20 protein-coding genes are annotated in these 21,657 nt (G+C 68.0%); 15 read left to right on the forward strand and 5 right to left on the reverse strand.

Going from position 1 to position 21,657, the window contains the following annotated elements:
• The first annotated feature begins 267 nt into the window (after positions 1-267).
• Complete coding sequence (locus AVME950_RS24355) at positions 268-402, forward strand: hypothetical protein (RefSeq protein WP_372588240.1); 135 nt, start codon at positions 268-270, stop codon at positions 400-402.
• A 130-nt stretch (positions 403-532) separates the two neighbouring features.
• The gene (locus AVME950_RS01410) at positions 533-1,021 is read left to right on the forward strand and encodes a DUF192 domain-containing protein (protein ID WP_284428470.1); all 489 of its coding nucleotides are present in this window, start codon (positions 533-535) and stop codon (positions 1,019-1,021) included.
• 95 nt (positions 1,022-1,116) lie between these two features.
• Here AVME950_RS01410 and AVME950_RS01415 read toward each other — a convergent pair whose 3' ends face one another.
• Both AVME950_RS01415 and xseA read right to left on the reverse strand, forming a co-directional pair.
• Positions 1,117-1,698: a superoxide dismutase gene (locus AVME950_RS01415; protein ID WP_272569080.1), complete on the reverse strand. Its 582-nt coding sequence runs from the start codon at positions 1,696-1,698 to the stop codon at positions 1,117-1,119.
• Between the two features lie 147 nt (positions 1,699-1,845).
• The gene (gene xseA, locus AVME950_RS01420; RefSeq protein WP_284428471.1) at positions 1,846-3,165 is read right to left on the reverse strand and encodes an exodeoxyribonuclease VII large subunit; all 1,320 of its coding nucleotides are present in this window, start codon (positions 3,163-3,165) and stop codon (positions 1,846-1,848) included.
• Positions 3,166-3,539: 374 nt separating this feature from the next.
• Here xseA and AVME950_RS01425 point away from each other — a divergent pair, with 374 nt between their 5' ends.
• The 6 genes from AVME950_RS01425 to adk all read left to right on the forward strand — a co-directional run bounded on the left by AVME950_RS01425 (position 3,540) and on the right by adk (position 7,487).
• Positions 3,540-4,169, forward strand: a complete 630-nt coding sequence (locus AVME950_RS01425; RefSeq protein ID WP_272569077.1) for a MotA/TolQ/ExbB proton channel family protein — start codon at positions 3,540-3,542, stop codon at positions 4,167-4,169.
• Between the two features lie 32 nt (positions 4,170-4,201).
• A complete protein-coding gene (locus AVME950_RS01430; RefSeq protein WP_284403947.1) occupies positions 4,202-4,627 on the forward strand; it encodes an ExbD/TolR family protein in 426 nt (141 codons plus the stop codon).
• A gap of 5 nt (positions 4,628-4,632) precedes the next feature.
• Positions 4,633-5,694: a tetraacyldisaccharide 4'-kinase gene (lpxK, locus tag AVME950_RS01435; RefSeq protein WP_284428472.1), complete on the forward strand. Its 1,062-nt coding sequence runs from the start codon at positions 4,633-4,635 to the stop codon at positions 5,692-5,694.
• Positions 5,695-5,713: 19 nt separating this feature from the next.
• Positions 5,714-5,896 carry a Trm112 family protein gene (locus AVME950_RS01440; protein WP_272547767.1) on the forward strand — a complete coding sequence of 61 codons (183 nt, stop codon included), beginning with the start codon at positions 5,714-5,716 and terminating at the stop codon, positions 5,894-5,896.
• Positions 5,893-6,690 (forward strand): 3-deoxy-manno-octulosonate cytidylyltransferase, encoded by a 798-nt coding sequence (kdsB, locus tag AVME950_RS01445; RefSeq protein ID WP_284428473.1) that lies wholly within the window; start codon positions 5,893-5,895, stop codon positions 6,688-6,690. The genes AVME950_RS01440 and kdsB overlap by 4 nt, the downstream gene beginning before the upstream one ends.
• A 140-nt stretch (positions 6,691-6,830) precedes the next feature.
• Positions 6,831-7,487, forward strand: a complete 657-nt coding sequence (gene adk, locus AVME950_RS01450; RefSeq protein WP_284412921.1) for an adenylate kinase — start codon at positions 6,831-6,833, stop codon at positions 7,485-7,487.
• A 70-nt stretch (positions 7,488-7,557) separates the two neighbouring features.
• Here adk and AVME950_RS01455 read toward each other — a convergent pair whose 3' ends face one another.
• Positions 7,558-8,526 (reverse strand): asparaginase, encoded by a 969-nt coding sequence (locus AVME950_RS01455; protein ID WP_284428474.1) that lies wholly within the window; start codon positions 8,524-8,526, stop codon positions 7,558-7,560.
• An 84-nt stretch (positions 8,527-8,610) separates the two neighbouring features.
• Here AVME950_RS01455 and lexA point away from each other — a divergent pair, with 84 nt between their 5' ends.
• Together lexA and AVME950_RS01465 are read left to right on the forward strand one after the other, a co-directional pair.
• Positions 8,611-9,285, forward strand: coding sequence for a transcriptional repressor LexA (gene lexA, locus AVME950_RS01460; RefSeq protein WP_284401200.1), 675 nt, complete (start codon positions 8,611-8,613; stop codon positions 9,283-9,285).
• A 607-nt stretch (positions 9,286-9,892) separates the two neighbouring features.
• Positions 9,893-10,015, forward strand: coding sequence for a hypothetical protein (locus AVME950_RS01465; RefSeq protein ID WP_272569070.1), 123 nt, complete (start codon positions 9,893-9,895; stop codon positions 10,013-10,015).
• 218 nt (positions 10,016-10,233) lie between these two features.
• Here AVME950_RS01465 and hrpA read toward each other — a convergent pair whose 3' ends face one another.
• Entirely contained in the window at positions 10,234-14,412 is a 4,179-nt protein-coding gene (hrpA, locus tag AVME950_RS01470; RefSeq protein WP_284428475.1) for an ATP-dependent RNA helicase HrpA, read from the reverse strand.
• Positions 14,413-14,755: 343 nt separating this feature from the next.
• Here hrpA and AVME950_RS01475 point away from each other — a divergent pair, with 343 nt between their 5' ends.
• The 3 genes from AVME950_RS01475 to argA all read left to right on the forward strand — a co-directional run bounded on the left by AVME950_RS01475 (position 14,756) and on the right by argA (position 17,921).
• A complete protein-coding gene (locus tag AVME950_RS01475; RefSeq protein ID WP_284428476.1) occupies positions 14,756-14,998 on the forward strand; it encodes a hypothetical protein in 243 nt (80 codons plus the stop codon).
• 126 nt (positions 14,999-15,124) lie between these two features.
• On the forward strand, positions 15,125-16,486 hold the full coding sequence (locus AVME950_RS01480) for an NAD(P)/FAD-dependent oxidoreductase (protein ID WP_284428477.1): 1,362 nt from the start codon (positions 15,125-15,127) through the stop codon (positions 16,484-16,486).
• 88 nt (positions 16,487-16,574) lie between these two features.
• Entirely contained in the window at positions 16,575-17,921 is a 1,347-nt protein-coding gene (gene argA / locus AVME950_RS01485; protein WP_284412906.1) for an amino-acid N-acetyltransferase, read from the forward strand.
• 28 nt (positions 17,922-17,949) lie between these two features.
• Here argA and bla read toward each other — a convergent pair whose 3' ends face one another.
• Positions 17,950-18,876 (reverse strand): class A beta-lactamase, encoded by a 927-nt coding sequence (bla, locus tag AVME950_RS01490; RefSeq protein ID WP_284428478.1) that lies wholly within the window; start codon positions 18,874-18,876, stop codon positions 17,950-17,952.
• Between the two features lie 129 nt (positions 18,877-19,005).
• Here bla and AVME950_RS01495 point away from each other — a divergent pair, with 129 nt between their 5' ends.
• Together AVME950_RS01495 and trhO are read left to right on the forward strand one after the other, a co-directional pair.
• On the forward strand, positions 19,006-19,884 hold the full coding sequence (locus AVME950_RS01495) for a LysR family transcriptional regulator (protein WP_284428479.1): 879 nt from the start codon (positions 19,006-19,008) through the stop codon (positions 19,882-19,884).
• A 52-nt stretch (positions 19,885-19,936) separates the two neighbouring features.
• On the forward strand, positions 19,937-21,610 hold the full coding sequence (gene trhO / locus AVME950_RS24270) for an oxygen-dependent tRNA uridine(34) hydroxylase TrhO (RefSeq protein ID WP_349817220.1): 1,674 nt from the start codon (positions 19,937-19,939) through the stop codon (positions 21,608-21,610).
• The last annotated feature ends 47 nt before the right edge of the window (positions 21,611-21,657 follow it).

Here is a 21,657-nt window from a genome sequence, read left to right on the forward strand (position 1 = left end):
GTGAAACGATGAAGGGGCTTCAGCTGGTTAGGCAAACGCGGTACAGCCGGCAATTCTAAGCCTTAAAAAAATCACATATTTCCTGTCAACGGCCCCCGTGACGGCGCCGTTGTGGAGGTGCTTCGCGGCACTTCGCGCGGCTCCCATCCGAACCTCTTCAAGGAATTGGCATATATGAAAAAACTCCTCGCTGTCCTGGTTGCTGGTCTGTTCGCCGCTGGTGCTTTTGCACAAGGCGCAACGCCAGCCGCACCGGCAACCCCCGCCGTGACTTCCGCCCCCAGCGCCGAGCCAGCCGCCCCCGCCCCCAAGGCGCACGCCAAGGCCAAGGCCAAGAAGCCCGCAGCCCACAAGGTCGCCCACAAGAAGGCCACCAAGAAGCACGCCAAGACGGCTGCCTAAAGAGTAAGCTCCATCGTCGGCAAGGCTTTCAGCCCGCGCCGACGCCCTCCAAAAAAGCCCGCCTCCGCGGGCTTTTTTGCCTTTGGCTGCTACCCTTTCGATTCCCATTGCATTTATGGAAAGCCGGATGATGAAATCCCTTCTCGTGCGCGCGGCGGACGGCTCTGAAAAAGCCCTTGCCCCGCTTTTGGCTGCGCTCGTCCTCTTCGTCTGTACGGCGGCAGGCGCCCAGGAATCACCCCAGATGAACCTGCAGCGCGTTGAACTGGGTGCCGGCATGCACCGCATCGACGCGCAGGTCGCGGTGTCTCCGCAAGAGCGTCAGATCGGCCTCATGCATCGCAAGGAGATGCCCCAGCAGGAAGGCATGCTGTTCGTGTTCGAAGCGCCTGCCGTCCAGTGCTTCTGGATGAAAAACACGATCCTGCCCTTGACCGCCGCTTTCGTCGCGGACGACGGCACCATCGTCAATCTGGCGGACATGAAGCCGCAGACCGAGGACTCTCACTGCTCTGAGAAGCCTGTGCGTTACGTGCTGGAAATGAACCAGGGCTGGTTCTCGAAAAAGGGAATCAAGGCGGGCTTCAAACTGTCCGGCACGCCCTTTGCCCGCCGCTGACCGGCGGAGCACGCCCGCAAGCCTGCCCTTACGGACAGAGGGCATGCCAAAACAAAAACGGCCCAAAAGGGCCGTTTTCATTGGGCGCGGAACGCTCAGGCGAAGTTGCTTTCGGCAAATTTCCAGTTCACCAGTTTGTCGAAGAAGGTTTCGACGAACTTGGGGCGCAGGTTGCGGTAATCGATGTAGTACGCGTGCTCCCACACGTCGACCGTCAGCAGGGCCTTGTCGGCCGTGGTCAACGGGGTGCCGGCCGCGCCGGTGTTCACGATATCGACGCTGCCGTCAGCCTTCTTCACGAGCCACGTCCAGCCAGAGCCGAAGTTGCCCACGGCACTCTTCACGAAAGCTTCCTTGAAGGCAGCATAGCTGCCCCACTTCGCGTTGATGGCATTGGCCAGGGCGCCGGACGGCTCGCCGCCGCCGCTGGGAGCCATGCAATTCCAGAAGAAGGTGTGGTTCCAGATCTGGGCTGCATTGTTGTAGATGCCGCCACTGGACTTCTTCACGATTTCCTCAAGCGTCATGCTCTCGAATTCCGTGCCCTTTTGCAGATTGTTCAGGTTCACCACGTAGGCGTTGTGGTGCTTGCCGTGATGGTATTCCAGGGTTTCCTGGCTGTAGTGAGGCGCCAGTGCGTCGATCGCATAGGGCAACGGTGGCAGGGTATGTTCCATGGTGCAGTCCTTCGTGGGTTGAAATTCTTGGAATGGGACCGCTGCCCTCCAGGGGCTGGCGCGGTCCGAACGGGCATTGTAGAAAGTAATAGCAGCGCCTGCTGTAGGCGAGGGCCAATGGCAGAAAAAGCGCTCCAGCCGCTCCATTCACAGCAACCGGCGCGGTGACACCTGCAGATCGATCTCACCATCGGTCAACGCCGCCCGGACGGCGTCGCCTGGCCGCACCTGGGCCACCTTCGTCACCGGCTGGCCTTGCGCATCGGTGAGCAGTGCATAGCCCCGCTGCAGGACGAGATGCGGATCCAGCAACTGCAGGCGCAGCGCCCCACGCTCCAGCCGTTCGGACTGGCGGCCCATTCGCCGCTGGAGGGTTTGCGGCAACTGTGCCTCCAGCGCTTGCTGCTGCTGAGTCAGGCGCTGCATTTTCAGTAGCACACTGTGGCGCATGCGCTCCGCCAGCCGTGCCAGACGCGTCTGCTGGCGCGCCACCAGGCCGGAAGGCCGGCCCAGGCGCTGGGCCACCAGGTCCAGGCGTTGATGGCGCACATCGAACTGCGCCTGAACACCGTCCGACAAGCGATCGGCCAACAGATCGATGGCGCCCAGCCAGACGGCCCGTGGCTGGGAGATGAGTTCAGCGGCGGCGGTCGGCGTCGGTGCGCGCAGATCGGCGCAAAAATCAGCAATCGTGAAGTCGGTTTCGTGCCCGACACCGCAAACCAACGGCACCGGACTCTGGACGATGGTGCGAGCCAACTGCTCGTCATTGAATGCCCACAGGTCCTCCATGGACCCGCCGCCCCGCACCAGAAGGATGACATCGATGGTGCACGGGGGCTGGCGGGACGCCGTGCCCTGCGCCCCGTTGCCCGCGTCCACCAGTGCGTAGAGCTTGGACAGCGCGGCCCGCATCGACGCCGGCGCATTGGCGCCCTGCACCAGCGCGGGCACCAGCGTGACCGGAATGTGCGGCACGCGCCGGCGCAGGGCGGTCACCACGTCGTGCAGGGCCGCCGCGCCCGGGGAAGTGACCAGGCCGATGCCACGCGGCATCAAAGGCAAGGGCCGCTTTCGCGCGCTGTCGAAAAGCCCTTCGGCCTCCAGTTGCGACTTCAGCCGCAGGAACTGCTCGAACAAGGCACCCTGGCCGGCCCGCTGCATGCTTTCGACGATGAGCTGCAGATCGCCGCGCGCCTCGTACACCCCCAGGCGGCCGCGCAACTCGACCAGTTCCCCGTCCCGCGGAGCGAAGTCGAGCAACAGGGCGGCACGGCGGAACATGGCGCAGCGGATCTGGCCCTGGCCGTCCTTGATCGTGAAATAGCAATGCCCACTGGACGCGCGTGAAAAGCCCGTGATCTCGCCCTGCACGGCCACGGGATTGAACCGGGCCTCCAGGGTGTCAGCAATGGCGCGGCATAGCGCCCCAACCTGCCAGATACGTGGCGCCGTTGCGAGGTTCATGGCCTCAGACACCGATGGAGCAAGGGGTTGCAGGCCATTGCCAGGAGGCACTAGTCCACAGCGCGCGAGGATGGCTGATTGGCCCTGTACACAGGCGCCCATCCCCGCGCATCGCTAGCAGATACGTGCAACCCCTTGATTTCAAACGTTTTTTTGGTGCGTTATTTTTCATCAATCTGTCAAATTCACGGGCTGGAGCCGCTTGGCGGGCCATCGCAGCCCGGTTGCCCACAAAGTTATCCACAGAAAATGTGGGTGACGACAGGGGATGCGAAGGTGCAGAACGCGCCGGGCAGCCCGGCCGTTTTCCGCCACGGACCACCACGTCAACTGGGCCATAATCGCGGATTGCTTCCATCTGCGCGGAGAGAGAATTGCTGTCGATCATACAAGCCGCAGGCTGGCCGATCTGGCCTTTGATAGCCTGCTCCGTCCTGGCGCTGGCACTCGTCGTGGAGCGCTTCATCGCCCTTAAAACCGCCCGGGTCGCACCTCCCAAGCTGCTGGATGAAGCGATCACCGTGTCGTCCCGCTCCGTTCCCACGCCCGATGTGGTGAACCAGTTGGCGCAGAACTCCGCGTTGGGTGAGGTTCTGGCCAGCGGCCTGCGCACGCTCAACAGCAATCCGCAAAGCACCGAAGCCGACGTGCGCGCGGCAATGGAGAGTTCCGGCCGGGCCGTGGCCCACCGCCTCGAAAAATACCTCAGTGCGTTGGCCACCATCGCGTCCGCCGCCCCGTTGCTCGGCCTGCTGGGCACGGTGATCGGCATGATCGAGATTTTCGGCTCCCAAGCGGGGGCCGGTCAGTCCGGCGGCGGCAACCCGGCCCAGTTGGCACAGGGCATTTCCATTGCGCTGTACAACACGGCGTTCGGCCTGATCGTGGCCATTCCGGCGCTGATCTTCTGGCGGTACTTCCGCAGCCGCGTGGACGCCTATCTGCTGACCCTCGAATTGGCCTCCGAGCAGTTCGTGCGGCACATCAGCCGGCTTCGCAAGTGAATCATGGCCCACACACCATCGGCTGAACGGACATGAACTTTCGCTCCCGCCCCACCGAAGCGCCGGAAATCAACCTGATTCCGTTCATCGACGTGCTGCTCGTGGTGCTCATCTTCCTGATGCTGTCCACCACCTACAGCAAGTTCACCGAGCTGCAACTGACGCTGCCCGTGGCCGATGCCGAGCAGCAGCGCGATCACCCCAAGGAAGTGATCGTGGCCGTCGCCGCAGATGGCCGCTATGCCATCAACAAGCTGGCGGTCGAGGGCAAAAGCGTGGACGTGGTGGCCCAGGCATTGGCCGCGGCGGCCAGCGCCGGCAAGGACAGCGTCGTCATCATCAGTGCCGACGCCAATTCGCCGCACCAGGCCGTGGTCACCGTCATGGAAGCCGCGCGCCGCGTGGGCCTGTCGCAGATCACCTTCGCCACCCAGTCCACGGCCAGCGCCGGCAAGTAGCCGCGATGGCTGCCGCCGGGCCGCAGCCGCCCTCTGCACCCTCTTCCACCGCCCCCCATGCCCAGGCACCCACCCTGCAAGCGGCCTGGAAACGGCGTGGGCCGCTGGCTTGGGCGCTGTGGCCGTTGTCCTGTCTGTATCGGATCGCTGTAGCCATCCGGCGAGCGCTTTATCGGCTGGGCGTCCTGCGCGCCGAGCGCGTGGCGGTGCCGGTGATCGTCGTGGGCAACGTGATCGCCGGAGGGGCGGGCAAGACCCCGGTCACGCAGGCCATCGTGCGACATCTGGTGGCGCGCGGATGGCAGCCTGGCGTGGTGTCGCGCGGCTACGGGCGGTCCACCGACGACTGCCGCGAAGTGTGCGCGGACAGCCGCGCGACCGAAGTGGGCGACGAGCCTTTGCTGATCGCAAAGCGCACGGGCGTTCCCGTGTTCGTGGCGCGGCACCGGGCGCAGGCGGCGCGCGCACTGCTGGCACAGCATCCCCGCACCGATGTGATCGTTTGCGACGACGGCCTGCAGCATCTGGCGCTGGCCCGCGACATCGAAATCTGCGTATTCAACGACGACGGCGTGGGCAACGGATTCCTCCTGCCGGCCGGACCGCTGCGCGAACCCTGGCCACGCCAGGTCGACTGCGTGCTCCATGCCGGACCGGCTCCGGCCGGCACATCGCCGGCATTCTCCCTGAGACGCTCGCTCGGGCCGGACGCCATGCGTGCGGACGGCAGCACCGAGCCCCTGGCGCAGTGGCGCGGCCGGCCGTTGCACGCCGTGGCCGCCATCGCCAGGCCACAGGAATTCTTTGCCATGCTGCGGGCAAGAGGACTCACGCTGCAGCGGACCACCGCCTTGCCCGATCACTATGATTTTGATAGCTGGAAAGACAATCAAAACACCGGCATGACGCTGGTTTGCACCGAAAAAGATGCCACCAAGCTGTGGCGACTCCACCCCCAGGCGCTGGCCGTGCCGCTGCACCTGGAAATCGACAGCGCTTTTTTCTCCCTGCTGGACGAGCGGTTGCGGGCTGCCGCACGCCGCTCGCTATCATCGCCCTCCGACTGACCCCGAAGCCACTACCGCCATGGATCCCAAACTGCTCGAACTGCTGGTCTGCCCCGTCACCAAGGGCTCGCTCACTTTCAACCGGGAGCGGCAGGAACTGGTGTCGCGCAGCGCCCGCCTGGCCTACCCGGTGCGCGACGGCATTCCGGTGCTGCTCGAAAACGAAGCACGCACCCTGACGGACGAGGAGCTGGAGGCGTGACCGCGCCCGCCACGCCTTTCACCATCCTGATACCGGCGCGGCTGGCCTCCACGCGGCTGCCCGACAAGCCGCTGGCCGACATCGCCGGGCTGCCCATGGTGGTGCGCGTGGCGCAACGCGCGGCGCAAAGCCAGGCCACGCGCGTCATCGTGGCGGCGGACGATGCCCGCATCCTCGCGGCCTGCCAGGCGCATGGCGTGCAGGCCCTGCTCACGCGGCCCGACCATCCGAGCGGCAGCGACCGCCTGGCCGAGGCCTGCGAACAGCTGGGCCTGGCAGGCGACGACATCGTGGTGAACGTGCAGGGCGACGAGCCGCTGATCGACCCCGCGCTGATCGATGCCGTGGCCGCCCTGCTGCCGGCCCGCACGGACGCCAGCATGGGGACCGCCGCCCATGCCATCGGCACGCTGGCCGACTACACCAACCCCCATGTCGTGAAGGTCGTGCTCGATGCGCGCGGTCTCGCGCACTACTTCAGCCGGGCGCCCATTCCGCATGCACGCGACCATGCCGGCGCTGCCTGGTGGACGCAGGGGCCCGATGGCGCGGCCACCGGCGTGCCGCAAGGGTATGCGCCGCTGCGCCACATCGGCCTCTACAGCTACCGCGCCGCATTCCTTCGGCAGTTTCCGGCCCTGCCGCCCGCGCCCACTGAAGCGGTCGAGGCACTGGAGCAGTTGCGGGCGCTGTGGCACGGCCACCGCATCGCCGTGCATGTGACCGCTTCGGCACCTGGCCCCGGCGTGGATACCCCCCAGGATCTGGAACGCGTGCGAGCGCTGTTTTCCTAGCGTTTTCAGAGTCCCCGCCGTGTCAGGAAAGCGCGTGGACCCGCGTGCTATCCTTGCCCGCGATCAGAGCGCCGCATCCCGGGCCGGAGGCAAGCCCGTGGCCAGTGGCGCCAGCCGAATTCAACACTTAGAGGACATCCATGAGACTGATTCTTTTGGGCGCACCCGGCGCCGGAAAGGGCACGCAGGCCGCATTCATTTGCCAGAAATACGGTATTCCGCAAATCTCCACCGGTGACATGCTGCGCGCCGCCGTCAAGGCAGGCACGCCGCTGGGGCAGCAGGCCAAGGCCGTCATGGATGCGGGGGCGCTGGTCAGCGACGACCTCATCATCAATCTCGTGAAAGAGCGCATCGCACAGCCCGACTGCACGTCCGGCTTCCTGTTCGACGGATTTCCCCGCACCATCCCGCAGGCCGACGCCATGAAGGCCGCGGGCGTCAAGCTCGACTACGTGCTCGAGATCGACGTGCCCTTCGATGCCATCATCGAACGCATGAGCGGCCGCCGCTCCCACCCGGCCAGCGGTCGCACGTACCACGTCAAGTTCAACCCGCCCAAGGTGGAAGGCAAGGACGACGTGACCGGCGAAGACCTCATCCAGCGCGAAGACGACAAGGAGGCCACCGTCAAGAAGCGCCTGGATGTGTACAGCGCCCAGACCCGTCCGCTGGTGGAGTACTACTCCAGCTGGGCCAAGGCCGATCCGGCCGGCGCTCCCAAATACCGCGCCATCAGCGGCACGGGCAGCGTGGAAGAGATCACCCAGCGCGCGCTGGCCGCACTGGCCGGCTGATTGCCGACTGAACCCGCACGGCACCTCGGCCGTGCCTGGAACGCCCCGCCCTCTGCGGGGCGTTGCCATTTCAGGGGCGCCGAGGCCGGGCGAGCAGATCGAGCAGCAGGCTGATGCGGGCCTTCACCGGGCTCAACCCCTCCGAGTGGGGCAAGGCGTCCCCCGGCTTGGGCAGCACCCGGCCCAGCGGGCAGCGGGTGGCCACGCGCACTTCCACACCGCTCTCGTGCGCGCGCTCCAGCGCCTTGGCCAGGGCATGGTGCAGCGTGCCGTTGCCCGTCGCCGCCACCACGAGGCCATCCACGCCGTCGAGCACCAGCAGGTCGACGATGCGGCCGTCGGCGCCGACATGGTTCATGAGCACCTCCACCCGCGGCCACAGGTAAGTGTTGGCGATGTGGTGAAGCGCATCCAATCGCGGAACCGAAGGGGCCGGCCAGCCATGGGTGAGACGAACCGCGCCCTCCTCCACCCAGCCCAGCGGCCCGGCGTCTCCTGAACTGAAGGCATCCACGCGATAGGGGTGCACTTTCTGCACGTCGCGCGCGGTGTGGATCGTGCCTGCCACCACCGCCAGCACCCCGCGCGCCCCGGGCGTGGCCGCTACCGCCACCGCATCGAGCAGATTCTGCGGACCGTCCGGCGCGATCGCCGTTGCCGGCCGCATGGCGCAGGCCAGCACCACGGGGCGTTCGGCAGTGTCCAGGACCGAGTCCAGGAACCACGCCGTCTCCTCCAGCGTGTCGGTGCCGTGCGTGACCACCACCCCGCGCACATCGGGATCGGCCAGCAACTGCGTGCATCGGTGGGCCAGTTGCCGCCATACGGCGAAATCCATGTCCTTGCTGTCGATCTGCGCGATCTGCTCGGCTTCGATCCGGCCACGGGCCGCCTGCGCCAATCCAGGAATCGCCTCCAGCAACTGCCCCACGCTCACCTGCCCGGCGGTATAGCCGATGTTGTCTCCGGCCTTGGCGGCCTTGCCCGCGATGGTTCCGCCGGTGCCCAGCACCACGATTTTTCCTGTGCCCACTTGCACGCTCCAAAAAACTGGTTAAAAATACAGTGACTGGATTAAAAAACAGGCCTCTCCCTGCCTATCCGTTCAGCACCGGAGTCACTCATGTTCGACAGTCCCAAGCTCACCGCCCGCCAGCAACAGATCCTCGATCTGATCCAGACCGCCATCTCCCGCACCGGCGCCCCCCCCACCCGGGCGGAAATCGCCGCCGAGTTCGGCTTCAAGTCCGCCAATGCGGCCGAAGAGCACCTGCAAGCCCTGGCCCGCAAGGGCGTCATCGAACTGGTCAGCGGCACATCGCGCGGCATCCGGCTGCGCAGCGACACGGTGCGCTCCATCAATGCCGCCCGCGGCACCCAGTTCAACCTGCCCATTCCGGGCCTGTCGCAGCTGTCGCTTCCCCTGGTGGGGCGGGTGGCGGCAGGGTCGCCCATTCTCGCGCAGGAACACGTCGACCAAACCTACAGCGTGGAGGGCAGCCTGTTCCAGCACAAGCCGGATTACCTGCTCAAGGTGCGCGGCATGTCCATGCGCGATGCGGGCATCATGGACGGCGACCTGCTTGCCGTGCAATCCACCCGCGAGGCGCGCAACGGCCAGATCATCGTGGCCCGGCTGGGCGACGACGTCACCGTCAAGCGCCTGCGCCGCACGGCCACCGCCATCGAGCTGCTGCCCGAAAACCCTGACTACCCCGTCATCACCGTGCATCCGGGCGAGCCTTTCGAAATCGAAGGGCTCGCAGTGGGCCTGATCCGCAACACCATGCTGATGTAGCCCGCTGCACACCGCCGCAGGTGGCGGGCGTCTGGCGGCCAGGGGCAAGAAGCCCTGGTCAGCCAACCCTGCGGCAGTGTGTTTTTCCTCGGCAATCCTGCCTGTGTTCAACCCCCTCGCACTTCGCTGGAGTTTTCACATGGGATTTGCCCTGCTCGCTTTTTCTTCCTTTTCGCAACCGCTGAATGCTTTGGCGCGGTGGCTGCGCGCGCCCGCCTGCCGCCCTCCACGCCAGGACCGCAGGGCCGTCGCAGGCCAGCCAGGCGGCGCCAGCGGCAGAGGCACGGTGCATGCCGTGGCCCCGGGCCTCCATGCCGACGCCATCAGCCCGTCCGCCACGCGGCCGGCTGCCATCGAACCGCTGCCATGCACCGCCTTGGAAAGTGCGGCGGCAGAGGGCCTGCCGTGTCCTGCAGCGCTCGCCCCCCTGCCACGGCGCTTCGTGGTGGTTCGGCCGCGGCAGGCACCGCCCGACCAGCCCTTTTCAGCATGTCCCCCCACACTGGCGACAACCCCGTCTGCACGGTCATGGCCCAGCACCAGCGCCAATGACAGTGGGGCATTTGCGGGTTGCAGCCGCCCCAGGCCTGCTGCGCGCCCGCTGCGGGTGCTGGATCGCCGCGGCCCCGGTGCGGCGGCGCGCGTGCTGATCTCCGGCCGCATGGCCGATGTGTGCGCGGAACTGGACCGCCTCGTGCGGGCCGAGGCGGCCTTGCAGGCGCCGCATTGAGGCTGCACATCCCAGCCGCAATCAAAGCCCGGCAACCCTGAAGCACCCGGAGGTGCCTGGTGGGTGCCTGGTGGGTGCCTGGTGGGTGCTCGGGGGAAGCCGCTCCGCGATGAATGGGGCCGAGCAGGGTTGGGCAAGTCTTCCACCATGGGTCCCCGTGCCCCGCCGCCCACCGTACCGATGTCGATGCGAAGCGCCGCGCAGCCTGGCTGCCGCCCTCAACTGTTGAGTTGCGCCCAGAGCTTGTCCAACCGCTTCACGCTCACCGGCTGCGGGGTTCGCAGCTCCTGGGCGAAAAAGCTCACCCGCAATTCTTCCAGCAGCCAACGCAGTTCCTGCATGCGCGCATCCACCGCGCCCTTGCGTTCGGCTACCAGGCGCCAGTAGCGCTGCTCCTGCGGGCGCAGTTCGGCCAGCTTGGTGGCGTCGCGCGCCGGATCGGCGCGGTATTTGTCCAGCCGCAGCGTGATCGCCTTGAGGTAGCGGGCAAAGTGCGCCAGTTGCGCCCACGGTGCCGCGGCCAGGAACGCCTTGGGCATGAGGCGCTGCAACTGCTGCTGCGCGTCCTGCACGGCTTCGGGTGCGTTCTTGGTGTCCTTGATCTTGCGCGCCGCGGCGGCGTACTCCAGCAAGATCGTGCCGGCGAGCCGCGCGACCTCGTTGGCGATCAGGGTGAGCCGGCCGCGTCCCTCGTCCACCCGGCGCTTGAACGCGGCCTCATCGGTGGGCAACGGGTCGAGCAGGAAGGCCCGGTCCAGCGCCACGTCGATGATCTGGCTGCGCAGTTCTTCCTGCGTGCCCAGCGGCATGTAGGCCACGGCCATCTTCTGCAGGTCGGGAATGTTCTTTTCCAGGTACTTGAGCGCGTCCTTGATCTGCAGCGCGAACAGGCGGCGCAGGCCAGCACGGTGCCGGGCGGCGGCCAGTTCGGGCTCGTCGAACACCTCGATGGTGACGGCATCGCCACCGTCGATGAGCGCGGGAAAGCCGATCAGCGTCTGGCCGCCCTTGCGGATCTCCATCAGCTCGGGCAGCTCGCCAAAGGTCCATGCGGTGTGGCGCTGGCCGGCGGGCGCCTGCCGGGCCGCAGCGGCCGGCGCCGTCACCGCCGCAGGGCCGCGGCCCCCCGCTGCAGCGGGAGGTGCTTCATTTTTGATAGCAGAATGCCCTAGTACTTCTTGCGCTGGAGCCTGTTTTTCTTCAAAACCCTTGGCATCACCGCCCAGCTTGAGCCCTGCCAGGGCCTGGAAGGCGCCGCGCGCCTTCGCACCCCATTCGGCCTTGAGGGCACCCAGGTTGCGCCCATGACCGAGCTGGCGCCCGTGTTCGTCCACCACGCGGAAGTTCATGAACAGGTGCGGGCTCAGCATGTCAAGCTTGAAATCGGCCCGCTTGACGTCGAGCGAGGTCTCATCGCGCACCTGCTTGAGCAGCACCTCGACCAGGCTGCCGTGGCCGAAGCGTTCGGGCGTGCCGAGCAGCCCGGCCAGCCGGGCAGCGCTGTCGGGCAGCGGCACGAACCGGCTGCGGGGGCGCTGCGGCAGGCTCTTGAGCAGGGCCTGGATCTTGGGCTGCAGCATGCCGGGCACCAGCCATTCGCAGCGCTCGTCGCTCACCTGGTTGAGCACGAACAGCGGCACGGTGACCGTGATGCCGTCGCGCGCATCGCCCGGCTCGTGCAGGTAGCTCGCTGCGCAATCCACGCCGCCCAGCCGCACCGTGCGCGGGAAGGCATTTCCGGTGATGCCCGCGGCCTCGTGGCGCATGAGTTCTTCGCGCGTCAGCTTGAGCAGGTCGGGGTTCGACGCGCTCGCCTCGCGGTACCACGCCTCGAAGCTGTGCCCGCTGCACACGTCGGCCGGCAACTGCTGGTCGTAGAAGGCATAGATCAGTTCGTCGTCCACCAGCACGTCCTGTCGGCGCGACTTGTGTTCGAGCTCTTCGACCTTGGCGATGAGCTTGTGGTTGGCGGCCAGAAAAGGCAGACGGGTTTCCCACTGCCCGCCGATCAGCGCCTCGCGGATGAAGATGTCGCGCGCCGCATAAGGGTCCACCTTGCCGAAGTTCACCCGCCGGTTGTTGTAGATGACGATGCCGTACAGCGTGGCGCGCTCCAGCGCGTTGACCTCGGCCGCCTTCTTTTCCCAATGCGGGTCGAGCAGCTGCTTCTTGAGCAGGTGCCCGCCCAGTTGCTCGATCCACTGCGGCTCGATGGCCGCGATGCCCCGGCCGAAGAGGCGCGTGGTCTCCACCAGCTCGGCCGCGACGATCCAGCGCCCGGGCTTCTTGGACAGGTGCGCGCCCGGGTGCTTGTAGAACTTGATGCCGCGTGCGCCCAGGTACCAGTCGTCCTCGTCGCTCTTGACGCCGATGTTGCCCAGCAACCCGGCCAGCATGGACAGGTGGATCTGCTCGTAGCTGGCAGGGCGGTCGTTGATGCGCCAGCGGTGTTCGGTCACCACGGTCAGCAATTGCGTGTGGATGTCGCGCCACTCGCGCAGACGGCGCACGCTGATGAAGTTCTGGCGCAGCAGCGATTCGTACTGGCGGTTGCTGAGCTTGTGGGTGGGCGCAGCCGCTGCGGCCTCGGTGGCCGCTGGCGGCATCACGGCCGCCGCGGCCATGCGCTGTGCCACGGGCAGCACGGCCTGCGAGGGTGCGCCCTTGCGTGCGGCTTGCTTCTGCATGCGCGCCGACGGCAGGGTGGTCGCGCCACCCCGCGCTTCGTTGATCCATTTCCACAGCTTGAGGTAGCCGCTGAACTCGCTCTTTTCGTCGTCGAACTTGGCGTGGGCCTGGTCGGCCTGCTGCTGCGCATCCATGGGGCGGTCGCGCACGTCCTGCACGCTCAGGGCGCTGGCGATGATGAGCACCTCGTCCAGCGCCTGGCGCTCCCTCGCCTCCAGGATCATGCGGCCCACGCGCGGGTCGAGCGGCAGGCGCGACAGCTCCTGGCCCATCGGCGTGAGTTCGTTGGATTCGTCCACCGCGCCCAGTTCGCCCAGCAACTGGTAGCCGTCGGCGATCGCGCGGCCCGAAGGCGCCTCGATGAAAGGGAACTGCGTCACGTCGCCCAGGTGCAGCGACTTCATGCGCAGGATGACGCCGGCCAGCGAGGACCGCAAAATTTCTGGGTCGGTGAACCGGGGCCGGCCGTTGAAGTCGGCCTCGTCGTAGAGCCGGATGCAGATGCCGTTGGCCACGCGGCCGCAACGGCCCGCACGCTGGTTGGCGGCGGCCTGGCTGACGGGCTCGACCATCAGCTGTTCCACCTTGCTGCGGAAGCTGTAGCGCTTGACGCGCGCGGTGCCGGCATCGATCACGTAGCGAACGCCGGGCACGGTGAGCGAGGTCTCGGCCACGTTGGTGGCCAGCACGATGCGCCGGCCCGTGTGCCCGTCGAAGATGCGGTCCTGCTCGGCCTGCGACAGCCGCGCGAACAGGGGCAGCACCTCGGCATTGCGCATCACCGGCTGGTGCGCCAGGTGCTTGCGCAGGTGGTCGGCGGCCTCGCGGATCTCACGCTCGCCGGGCAGGAAGACGAGGATGTCGCCGCCCGCGTTGCCGGCCCACAACTCGTCCACGCCGTCGGCGATGGCTTCGTTCAGGCCGTAGTCGCGCGACTCTTCGAACGGGCGCCAGCGCTGCTCGACCGGAAAGGTCCGGCCCGACACGTAGATGATGGGCGCCAGAATCAGCTCCGCGCCCTGCGGCCCGGCTGCCTGCGCCGCATCGCTCTGCGGCCCCTCGCCGGACCTGGAGCGGCCGGTCAGCCGCCGCGGCAGCGCGAAGTGTTTGGCAAAGCGGTCGGCATCGATGGTGGCCGAGGTGACGACCACTTTCAGGTCGGGCCGGCGCGGCAGGATCTGCCGCAGGTAGCCCAGCAGGAAGTCGATGTTCAGGCTGCGCTCGTGCGCTTCGTCGATGATGAGCGTGTCGTAGGCCTTGAGCAGCGGGTCGGTCTGGGTCTCCGCCAGCAGGATGCCGTCCGTCATGAGCTTGACCGAGGCGTCGCGCGACAGCCGGTCCTGGAACCGCACCTTGTAGCCCACCACGTCGCCCAGCGGGGTCTGCAGCTCTTCGGCGATGCGCTTGGCCACGCTGCTGGCAGCGATGCGGCGCGGCTGCGTGTGGCCGATGAGCTGGCCTTTCTGTCCCGGCGCGGCGTTGCATTTGCCGCGCCCCAGAGCCAGCGCGATCTTGGGCAGTTGCGTGGTCTTGCCCGAGCCGGTCTCCCCGCACACGATGATGACCTGGTGCTCCCGCATCGCCGCCATGATTTCGTCGCGCCGCGCCGAGACGGGCAGCGACGGCGGGAAGGTGATGCGCAACGGCGCGCTGGGCGCCCCGGCGGTGGAGGAAGAAGGGGAAGAAGAGGAAGGCGCGGATTCGGTCATGAAGGGCTGCATTATCCGAGCCCGCCGTTGGCCCTGCACAACAAGGGCCGCCAGGGGCCACGGCAGGCCTTGCCACGCCCGCGAAGCCGCTTCGATAATCGCGCCTTCGCTTCACCAGCGCTGCAACGAGCACCCTTGCTGCGCACCTTTCAGGAGCTGTCTTTCCATGCCTCATTTGTTCAACACCCTCCACTGAACACGGTTCCTCGCCCCGGCTGAACCGTGTCGCTCACACACTGTTCAGCCAAGGCTGCTGCGCTCCCCCGCCCCATTCGAATGGGGGTGCGCCGCACGAAAGCCCTGGCTTGCTCAGCCGGGGCTTTTTGCTTTTCAGGAATCGCACATGAGTGCTCAGAAACGTTCCCGCGCCTTCCAGCAAGGCCGGGTCAAGGCCTTGCGCCGCATGAAGCAGCCGATGGTGCTGCACCTCGAAGCCAGCGCACCGCCGCGCAACCCGGTGGCCCGCGCGCTGGCGGCACGCGGCACCAGCGCCGCGGCAGGCAAGCACATCCGCAGCCAGGGCGCGCAGCGCCGCGCCGACCGCATGGCGCTGCAGCTTGCCGTGCGCCGCGGCGCGGACGGCTGATCCGCCGGTGCTCACCGGGCACCAGGCCGGCAGGGCACCGTGGACCGGACCCTTTCGTGGAAAAATGACACGACCGGGTCCGGCCCACACCCCCTCTTCTCCTCGCTGCCCTGCGCAGCCGCACACATGCCCGCCACAGCCTCCGCCACTCCCGCCCTTGCCGAACACGCCACCCAGGCCAGGGCGGCCGGGCCTGCCGACCGGCGCCGGCACGTCGTGGTGATCGGGGCCGGCATCGTGGGCACGGTGTGCGCGATCGAGATGCTGCGCTCCGGCCGCCAGGTCACGCTGCTCAACCCCCATGCCCCCGCCGGCGAAGAAGCCACCAGCTACGGCAATGCGGGCTGGCTGTCTTCCCATTCCATTCTTCCGCCCGCAGGGCCCGGCATGTGGAAGCAGGTGCCTGGCTACCTGCTGGACCCGCAGGGCCCGCTCACCGTGCGCTGGGGCTACCTGCCCCGCGCCCTGCCGTGGCTGTGGCGCTTCTTGCGCTCGGGCCGCACGCCCGCGCACGTGGCCCGCACCGCGCATGCCCTGCGCCAGTTGCTGCGCGATGCGCCAGCGCTGCATGCCCGGCTGTCCGGCGAAGCCGGCGTCCCGCACCTGGTGGCCCAGCGCGGCCTGCTGCACGCCTACCGCTCGCGGGCGGACTTCGAGGCAGATGCGCTGGGCTGGCGGCTTCGCGGCGAGGAAGGCATCGCGTTCGAGACGGTGGAAGGCGCCAGCCTGCGCGTACAGGAGCCCGACCTGGCCCCTGCTTACGGCTTCGGCGTGCGCGTGGCCGAAGCCGGCCACTGCGCCAACCCCGGCGCCTACCTCGCTGCCCTGGTGGCCCATGCGCAATCCCTCGGCGCGCGCTGGGTCACGGGCCAGGCCACCGGGCTGCACATCGAGGCAGGCCGCCTGCACGCCGTGCGGACCGACCAGGGCGACCTGCCCTGCCAGGGCGCGGTCATCGCGGCGGGCGCCTATTCGCGGCCGCTGGCGCTAGCCGCCGGCGACCGCGTGTGGCTGGACACCGAACGCGGGTACCACGCGATGCTGGACGTGCAGGCCCGCGCCGGGGAGCGCGCGCCCGCCGGCCCCCGCACCTCCACGATGGTGATGGACCGCAAGCTCATCGTGCACCAGATGGAGCACGGCCTGCGGGTGGCGGGCCAGGTGGAGATCGCCGGCCTGCACGCCGCACCCGATTGGCGCCGCGCCCGCATCCTGCTGGGACACGTATTCGATCTGTACCCTTCGCTGCCCCGCGCCGCGCTGGAGGACGGCGCCCGCTTCTGGATGGGCCGGCGTCCGAGCACCAGCGACGGACTGCCCTGCATCGGCCCCGCCAGCGCCTGCGCGGACGTCATCCATGCCTACGGCCACGGCCATGTGGGCCTGGGTGCTTCGGCCCGCACGGGACGGGTGGTGGCGCAGTGCATGGACGGGCAGCCTCCCGAGATCGACCTGGCGCCGTTCCGTCCGCAGCGATGGCGACGATAATTCGGCCGCAGCGGAAAACGCCCCGCCCTCACCACGCACCCTGCGCCGCCCCGCAGGGTGCGGTCCCCGCTCTCTTCACCCTTTCGCCATGTCCGCCGTCTTCAACTTCACCTTCGTCCCCTGGTTCCGCTCGGTTGCGCCGTACATCCACAAGTTCCGCCACCAGACTTTCGTGATCGGGCTCACGGGCGAGGCCATCGCGGCCGGCAAGCTCCAGGCCATCGCGCAGGACCTGGCCATGATCCAGGCGATGGGCGTGAAGATCGTGCTCGTGCACGGCTTTCGCCCGCAGGTGAACGAGCAGCTCGCGGCCAAGGGGCATGCAGAAAAGTATTCGCACGGCATCCGCGTCACCGATTCGGTCGCGCTCGACTGCGCGCAGGAGGCCGCGGGCCAGTTGCGCTACGAGATCGAGGCCGCCTTCAGCCAGGGCCTGCCCAACACGCCGATGGCGGGCTCCACGGTGCGCGTGATCTCCGGCAACTTTCTGACGGCGCGGCCCGTGGGCATCGTGGACGGGGTGGATTTCCAGCATTCGGGCCTGGTGCGCAAGGTGGATGTGGCGGGCATCCGGCGCTCGCTCGACATGGACGCGCTGGTGCTGCTGTCGCCCTTCGGCTTCTCGCCCACCGGCGAGGCCTTCAACCTGACGATGGAAGAGGTCGCGACCTCGGTGGCGATCGCACTCAAGGCCGACAAGCTGGTCTTCGTGTGCGAGGTGCCCGGCATCCGCATGAACCCCGACGAGCCCGAGAGCGACGACAACCCCATCGACACGGAACTGCCGCTGGCCCAGGCCCGGCAGATGCTGGCACGCGTGCCGCCCAGCCAGCGGCCGACCGACACCGCGTTCTATCTGCAGCACTGCGTGAAGGCCTGCCAGAACGGCGTGGAGCGCAGCCACATCATTCCTTTCGCGGTGGACGGTGCGCTGCTGCTGGAGATCTACGTGCACGACGGCATCGGCACCATGGTGGTCGATGAGAAGCTGGAAGAACTGCGCGAAGCCACGCCGGACGACGTGGGCGGCATCCTGCAGCTGATCGAGCCGTTCGAGAAGGACGGCACGCTCGTCAAGCGCGACCGCACCGAGATCGAACGCGACATCGCCAACTACACCATCATCGAACACGACGGCGTGATCTTCGGCTGCGCGGCGCTCTACCCCTATCCGGAGGGCAGCACGGCCGAGATGGCGGCCGTGACCGTGTCGCCGCACAGCCAGGGCACGGGCGATGGCGAAAAGCTGCTCAAACGCATTGAGCAGCGGGCGCGGGGCATGGGCCTGACCAGCCTGTTCGTGCTCACCACGCGCACGATGCACTGGTTCATCAAGCGCGGCTTCCAGCCCGTGGACCCCGAGTGGCTGCCCGAAGCCCGCAAGCGCAAGTACAACTGGGACCGCCGCAGCCAGGTGCTGGTCAAGAAACTGTAGGCGGCGGCCCGGCCCGCGGCCACACCGCTCAGGCGGCGACCGCCCGGGCCACCTGGCGCGCCACCTCGGCGATGGTGGCATCGCGCTTTTCCGACGTGGCGGTGGTCTGGGTGATGTAGCAGGTGACCACGATGGGCGCACCGCCGCCGGGCGGCCACAGCACGCCGATGTCGTTGGACGAACCCTGGTTGCCCGTGCCCGTCTTGTCGCCCACCCGCCAGCCCGGCACGCCGGCACGCAGCCGCTTGTCGCCCGTCTTCGTGGCCACGATCCATTCGACCAGCTGGGCACGCGAGGCCGGGCTCAGCGCATCGCCCAAGGCCACCTTGCGCAGCGACTGCAGCATGGCCTGCGGCGTGGTGGTGTCGCGCGGATCGCCCGCAATGGCCTCGTTCAGCGTGGGCTCGGTGCGGTCCAGCCGCGTCACCGTGTCGCCCAGGCTCCGCGCGAAGGCGGTGAAGCCCTGCGGGCCGCCATGGCGCGACAGCAGCAGGTTGGCCGCGGTGTTGTCGCTCAGCGTGACGGTGCCTTCGCACAGCTCGCCGACCGTGATGCCGACGTCGCCCACCCGCTTTTCCGTCACCGGCGAATAGGCGACGAGCGCCGACGCGTCGAAATGCACCCGGCGGTCCAACGCCTCCTGGCCCCGGTCGACCCGCTCCAGCATCCACGCGGCCAGCAGCAGCTTGAACGTGCTGGCCATGGGAAAGCGCTCGTCCTGGCGCCAGCCCAGCGACAGCCCGGAGCCCGTGTCGAGCATGGCGACCCCGAGCCGCGCCTTGGGGTGGCCGTCCAGTGCCGATTCAAGCTGCCGCATGGCGGCCTGCCAGGCCACCTCCCGCGCGTTGCGCTGGCCCGCTGGCGCGGCAGCATGGGCCGGGCCGGCCCACAAGGCGGCCGTCGAAGCGGCAGCCACGGCGGCGAAGAGATCAAAGGAAAACTGGCGTCTTTGCATGGAATGAACCTGTCGTTGAAAGCAAGAAGACCCGAACGATAGAGACATGTCGGCCAGAGCACCATCGACAATAATCGGGAAGAGCCCCAAGAAAAACTGCTTGCTACTTGCCCGCCTGATTCCGACGCCATGCACTTGCCCCTCAATGCCCTGCGCGCCTTCGAGGTCTCGGCGCGCCACCTCAATCTCACCCGTGCGGCCCAGGAACTGTGCGTGACCCAGACCGCGGTGAGCCAGCACATCCGCAACCTCGAAGAGCGCCTGGGCAAACCGCTGTTCCGGCGCCTGCCGCGCGGACTGGCATTGACGGATGAGGGCCTGGCCCTGCTGCCGGTGCTGGCCGATGCGTTCGGCCGCATTGCCGGTGCCCTGGAGCAGTTCAGCGACACCCGCCCCCGCGAAGTGCTCACCGTCGGCGCCGTGGGCACCTTCGCCGTGGGGTGGCTGCTGCCGCGGCTGCGCGAGTTCCAGCAGGCGTGCCCCTTCGTGGACCTGCGCCTGCTCACGCACAACAACCGGGTGGACATCGCGGGCGAGGGACTGGACTGCGCCATCCGGTTCGGGGACGGCGCCTGGCATGGCACCGAGGCCGACCGCCTGCTGGAAGCGCCGCTGTCCGCCATGTGCGCGCCCTCCATCGCCCCCCGGCTGCGGGCGCCGGTCGACCTGGCGCACGAATCGCTGCTGCGTTCGTACCGCGCGGACGAGTGGGCCGCCTGGTTCAGCGCAGCCGGTGTGCCCTGCCCGCTCGTGCGGGGCACGGTGTTCGACTCCTCCCTGGCCTTGGCCGAGGCCGCCGCGCAGGGCGCGGGCGTGGCGCTGCTGCCGGTGCGGCTTTTTCAAAGGGAGTTGCAACAGGGGCGGCTCGTGCAGCCCTTCGGCACGCACATCGCATTGGGTGCCTACTGGCTCACGCGCTTGAAATCCCGCCCGCCCAGCGCTGCGCTGCAGGCCTTTCGCGGCTGGCTGCTGGCCGGCTGCGGCAGTCCATCGAGCAACCCGGCCTGATCGGCCGCCCGCGCCCCGGCCGTTCCAGATGCCCCGCTATCATCGCCACCCCATGCCCGAGATCCTCACCGCCGCCCTCTACCATTTCGTCGATCTGCCCGACTGCGCCGCACTGCAGCCACCACTGCAATCCGTGTGCGAGGCCCATGGCGTGCGGGGCCTGCTGCTGCTGGCGCCCGAGGGGATCAACGGCACGATCGCAGGGGAGCCCGCAGGCGTGCGGGCCGTGCTGGCCTGGCTTCGTGCCGATGAGCGGCTGGCCGGCCTGCGCCACAAGGAGGCGCTGGGCGACCGCATGCCGTTCTACCGCATGCGGGTGCGGCTCAAGCGCGAGATCGTCACCCTGGGCGTGACCGGACTGGACCCGGCACGCAATGCCGGCACGCACGTGCCGCCGGCGCAATGGAACGCCCTGATCGACGACCCCGAGGTGGTGGTGATCGACGTGCGCAACGACTATGAAGTGGGCATCGGCAGCTTCGCCCGGGCCATCAACCCGCGCACGCGCAGCTTCACGGAGTTTCCGGCCTGGGTGGAGCAGCAGCGCGCGCCGGGTGGCGTGCTGGCACACCGGCCCAAGGTGGCCATGTTCTGCACGGGCGGCATCCGGTGCGAAAAATCCACCGCCCTGCTCAAGTCGCAGGGCTTCGACGAGGTGTTCCACCTGGACGGCGGCATCCTGCAGTACCTGGAAGACGTGCCCGCCGAAGACAGCCGCTGGCACGGCGATTGTTTCGTGTTCGACGAACGCGTGTCGGTGGGCCACGGCCTGTCCACGGGCCGGCACCAGTTGTGCCGTTCCTGCCGCATGCCGCTGGGCGAGGCCGAACTCGCATCGCCCCAGTACCGCCCCGGCGTGAGCTGTCCCTATTGCCATGGCACGCGCACGCCCGAGCAGGAGCGCGCCCTGGCCGAGCGCGAGCAACAGATGGAGCTCGCGCGGCAGCGCGGGCAGGAACACATCGGCGCGCGCCTGGGCGCCTCCGGTGTGGCGCAGTCCGATCGTCAACCATCGGACGCGCCCAGCGGCCTGCCCGTGCTGTATTCCTTTCGCCGCTGCCCCTACGCCATGCGCGCCCGCATGGCGATCGCGGCCAGCGGGCAGGCCTGTGAATTGCGCGAGGTGGTGCTGCGCGACAAGCCGCAAGCCCTGCGGGACGCATCGCCCAAAGCCACGGTGCCCGTGCTGGTGCTGCCCGATGGCCAGGTGCTGGAACAAAGCCTGGAGATCATGCGCTGGGCGCTCGCTCGCCACGATCCACAGGGCTGGATGGCCGAAGATGCCGCAACGGCCCGGGACGCCGATGCGCTCATCGCGGCCTGCGACGGCACCTTCAAACAGGCCCTGGACCGCTGCAAGTACCCGAACCGCTATCCGCAGCAGACCGGCACGGAGGACGGCGTGGAGGACGCGCCAACGCCCCAGGCCACCGCCACCGCGTTCCTGACCCAGTGGGACGAGCGGCTGGCGCAACACGCCTTCCTGTGCGGCCCGCGGCCCACGCTGGCCGACGTGGCCATCATGCCGTTCGTGCGCCAGTTCGCAGGCATCGACGCCACGGACTGGCAGGCGGGCCCCTGGCCCCATGTGCGAAATTGGCTGGCAGCATGGGAGGCCAGCACGGCGTTCACGCAGGTGATGGACAAGATGGCGCCCTGGGTGCCCGGAACCCGGGGCCCGGTGTTTCCCGCCCAGGAGTCCATGGCAGCGCCGGCACCGATCTGACGGATTTGCAACGCCCAAGAAAAAGGCGCCTGTTCAAGGCGCCTTTT

The organism is Acidovorax sp. SUPP950, assembly GCF_030158935.1.
In the GTDB taxonomy this organism is placed as follows: domain Bacteria; phylum Pseudomonadota; class Gammaproteobacteria; order Burkholderiales; family Burkholderiaceae_C; genus Paracidovorax.

What these genes read in the sequence shown, in the direction of transcription:
- AVME950_RS01495 (WP_284428479.1), top strand. Translation starts at nt 19,006, where the DNA reads ATGCACTTGCCCCTCAATGCCCTGCGCGCCTTCGAGGTCTCGGCGCGC.
- adk (WP_284412921.1), top strand. Translation starts at nt 6,831, where the DNA reads ATGAGACTGATTCTTTTGGGCGCACCCGGCGCCGGAAAGGGCACGCAG.
- AVME950_RS01475 (WP_284428476.1), top strand. Translation starts at nt 14,756, where the DNA reads ATGAGTGCTCAGAAACGTTCCCGCGCCTTCCAGCAAGGCCGGGTCAAG.
- AVME950_RS01430 (WP_284403947.1), top strand. Translation starts at nt 4,202, where the DNA reads ATGAACTTTCGCTCCCGCCCCACCGAAGCGCCGGAAATCAACCTGATT.
- AVME950_RS01410 (WP_284428470.1), top strand. Translation starts at nt 533, where the DNA reads ATGAAATCCCTTCTCGTGCGCGCGGCGGACGGCTCTGAAAAAGCCCTT.
- AVME950_RS01440 (WP_272547767.1), top strand. Translation starts at nt 5,714, where the DNA reads ATGGATCCCAAACTGCTCGAACTGCTGGTCTGCCCCGTCACCAAGGGC.
- lpxK (WP_284428472.1), top strand. Translation starts at nt 4,633, where the DNA reads ATGGCTGCCGCCGGGCCGCAGCCGCCCTCTGCACCCTCTTCCACCGCC.
- AVME950_RS01480 (WP_284428477.1), top strand. Translation starts at nt 15,125, where the DNA reads ATGCCCGCCACAGCCTCCGCCACTCCCGCCCTTGCCGAACACGCCACC.
- argA (WP_284412906.1), top strand. Translation starts at nt 16,575, where the DNA reads ATGTCCGCCGTCTTCAACTTCACCTTCGTCCCCTGGTTCCGCTCGGTT.
- AVME950_RS01415 (WP_272569080.1), bottom strand. Translation starts at nt 1,698, where the DNA reads ATGGAACATACCCTGCCACCGTTGCCCTATGCGATCGACGCACTGGCG.
- xseA (WP_284428471.1), bottom strand. Translation starts at nt 3,165, where the DNA reads ATGAACCTCGCAACGGCGCCACGTATCTGGCAGGTTGGGGCGCTATGC.
- trhO (WP_349817220.1), top strand. Translation starts at nt 19,937, where the DNA reads ATGCCCGAGATCCTCACCGCCGCCCTCTACCATTTCGTCGATCTGCCC.
- bla (WP_284428478.1), bottom strand. Translation starts at nt 18,876, where the DNA reads ATGCAAAGACGCCAGTTTTCCTTTGATCTCTTCGCCGCCGTGGCTGCC.
- lexA (WP_284401200.1), top strand. Translation starts at nt 8,611, where the DNA reads ATGTTCGACAGTCCCAAGCTCACCGCCCGCCAGCAACAGATCCTCGAT.
- hrpA (WP_284428475.1), bottom strand. Translation starts at nt 14,412, where the DNA reads ATGACCGAATCCGCGCCTTCCTCTTCTTCCCCTTCTTCCTCCACCGCC.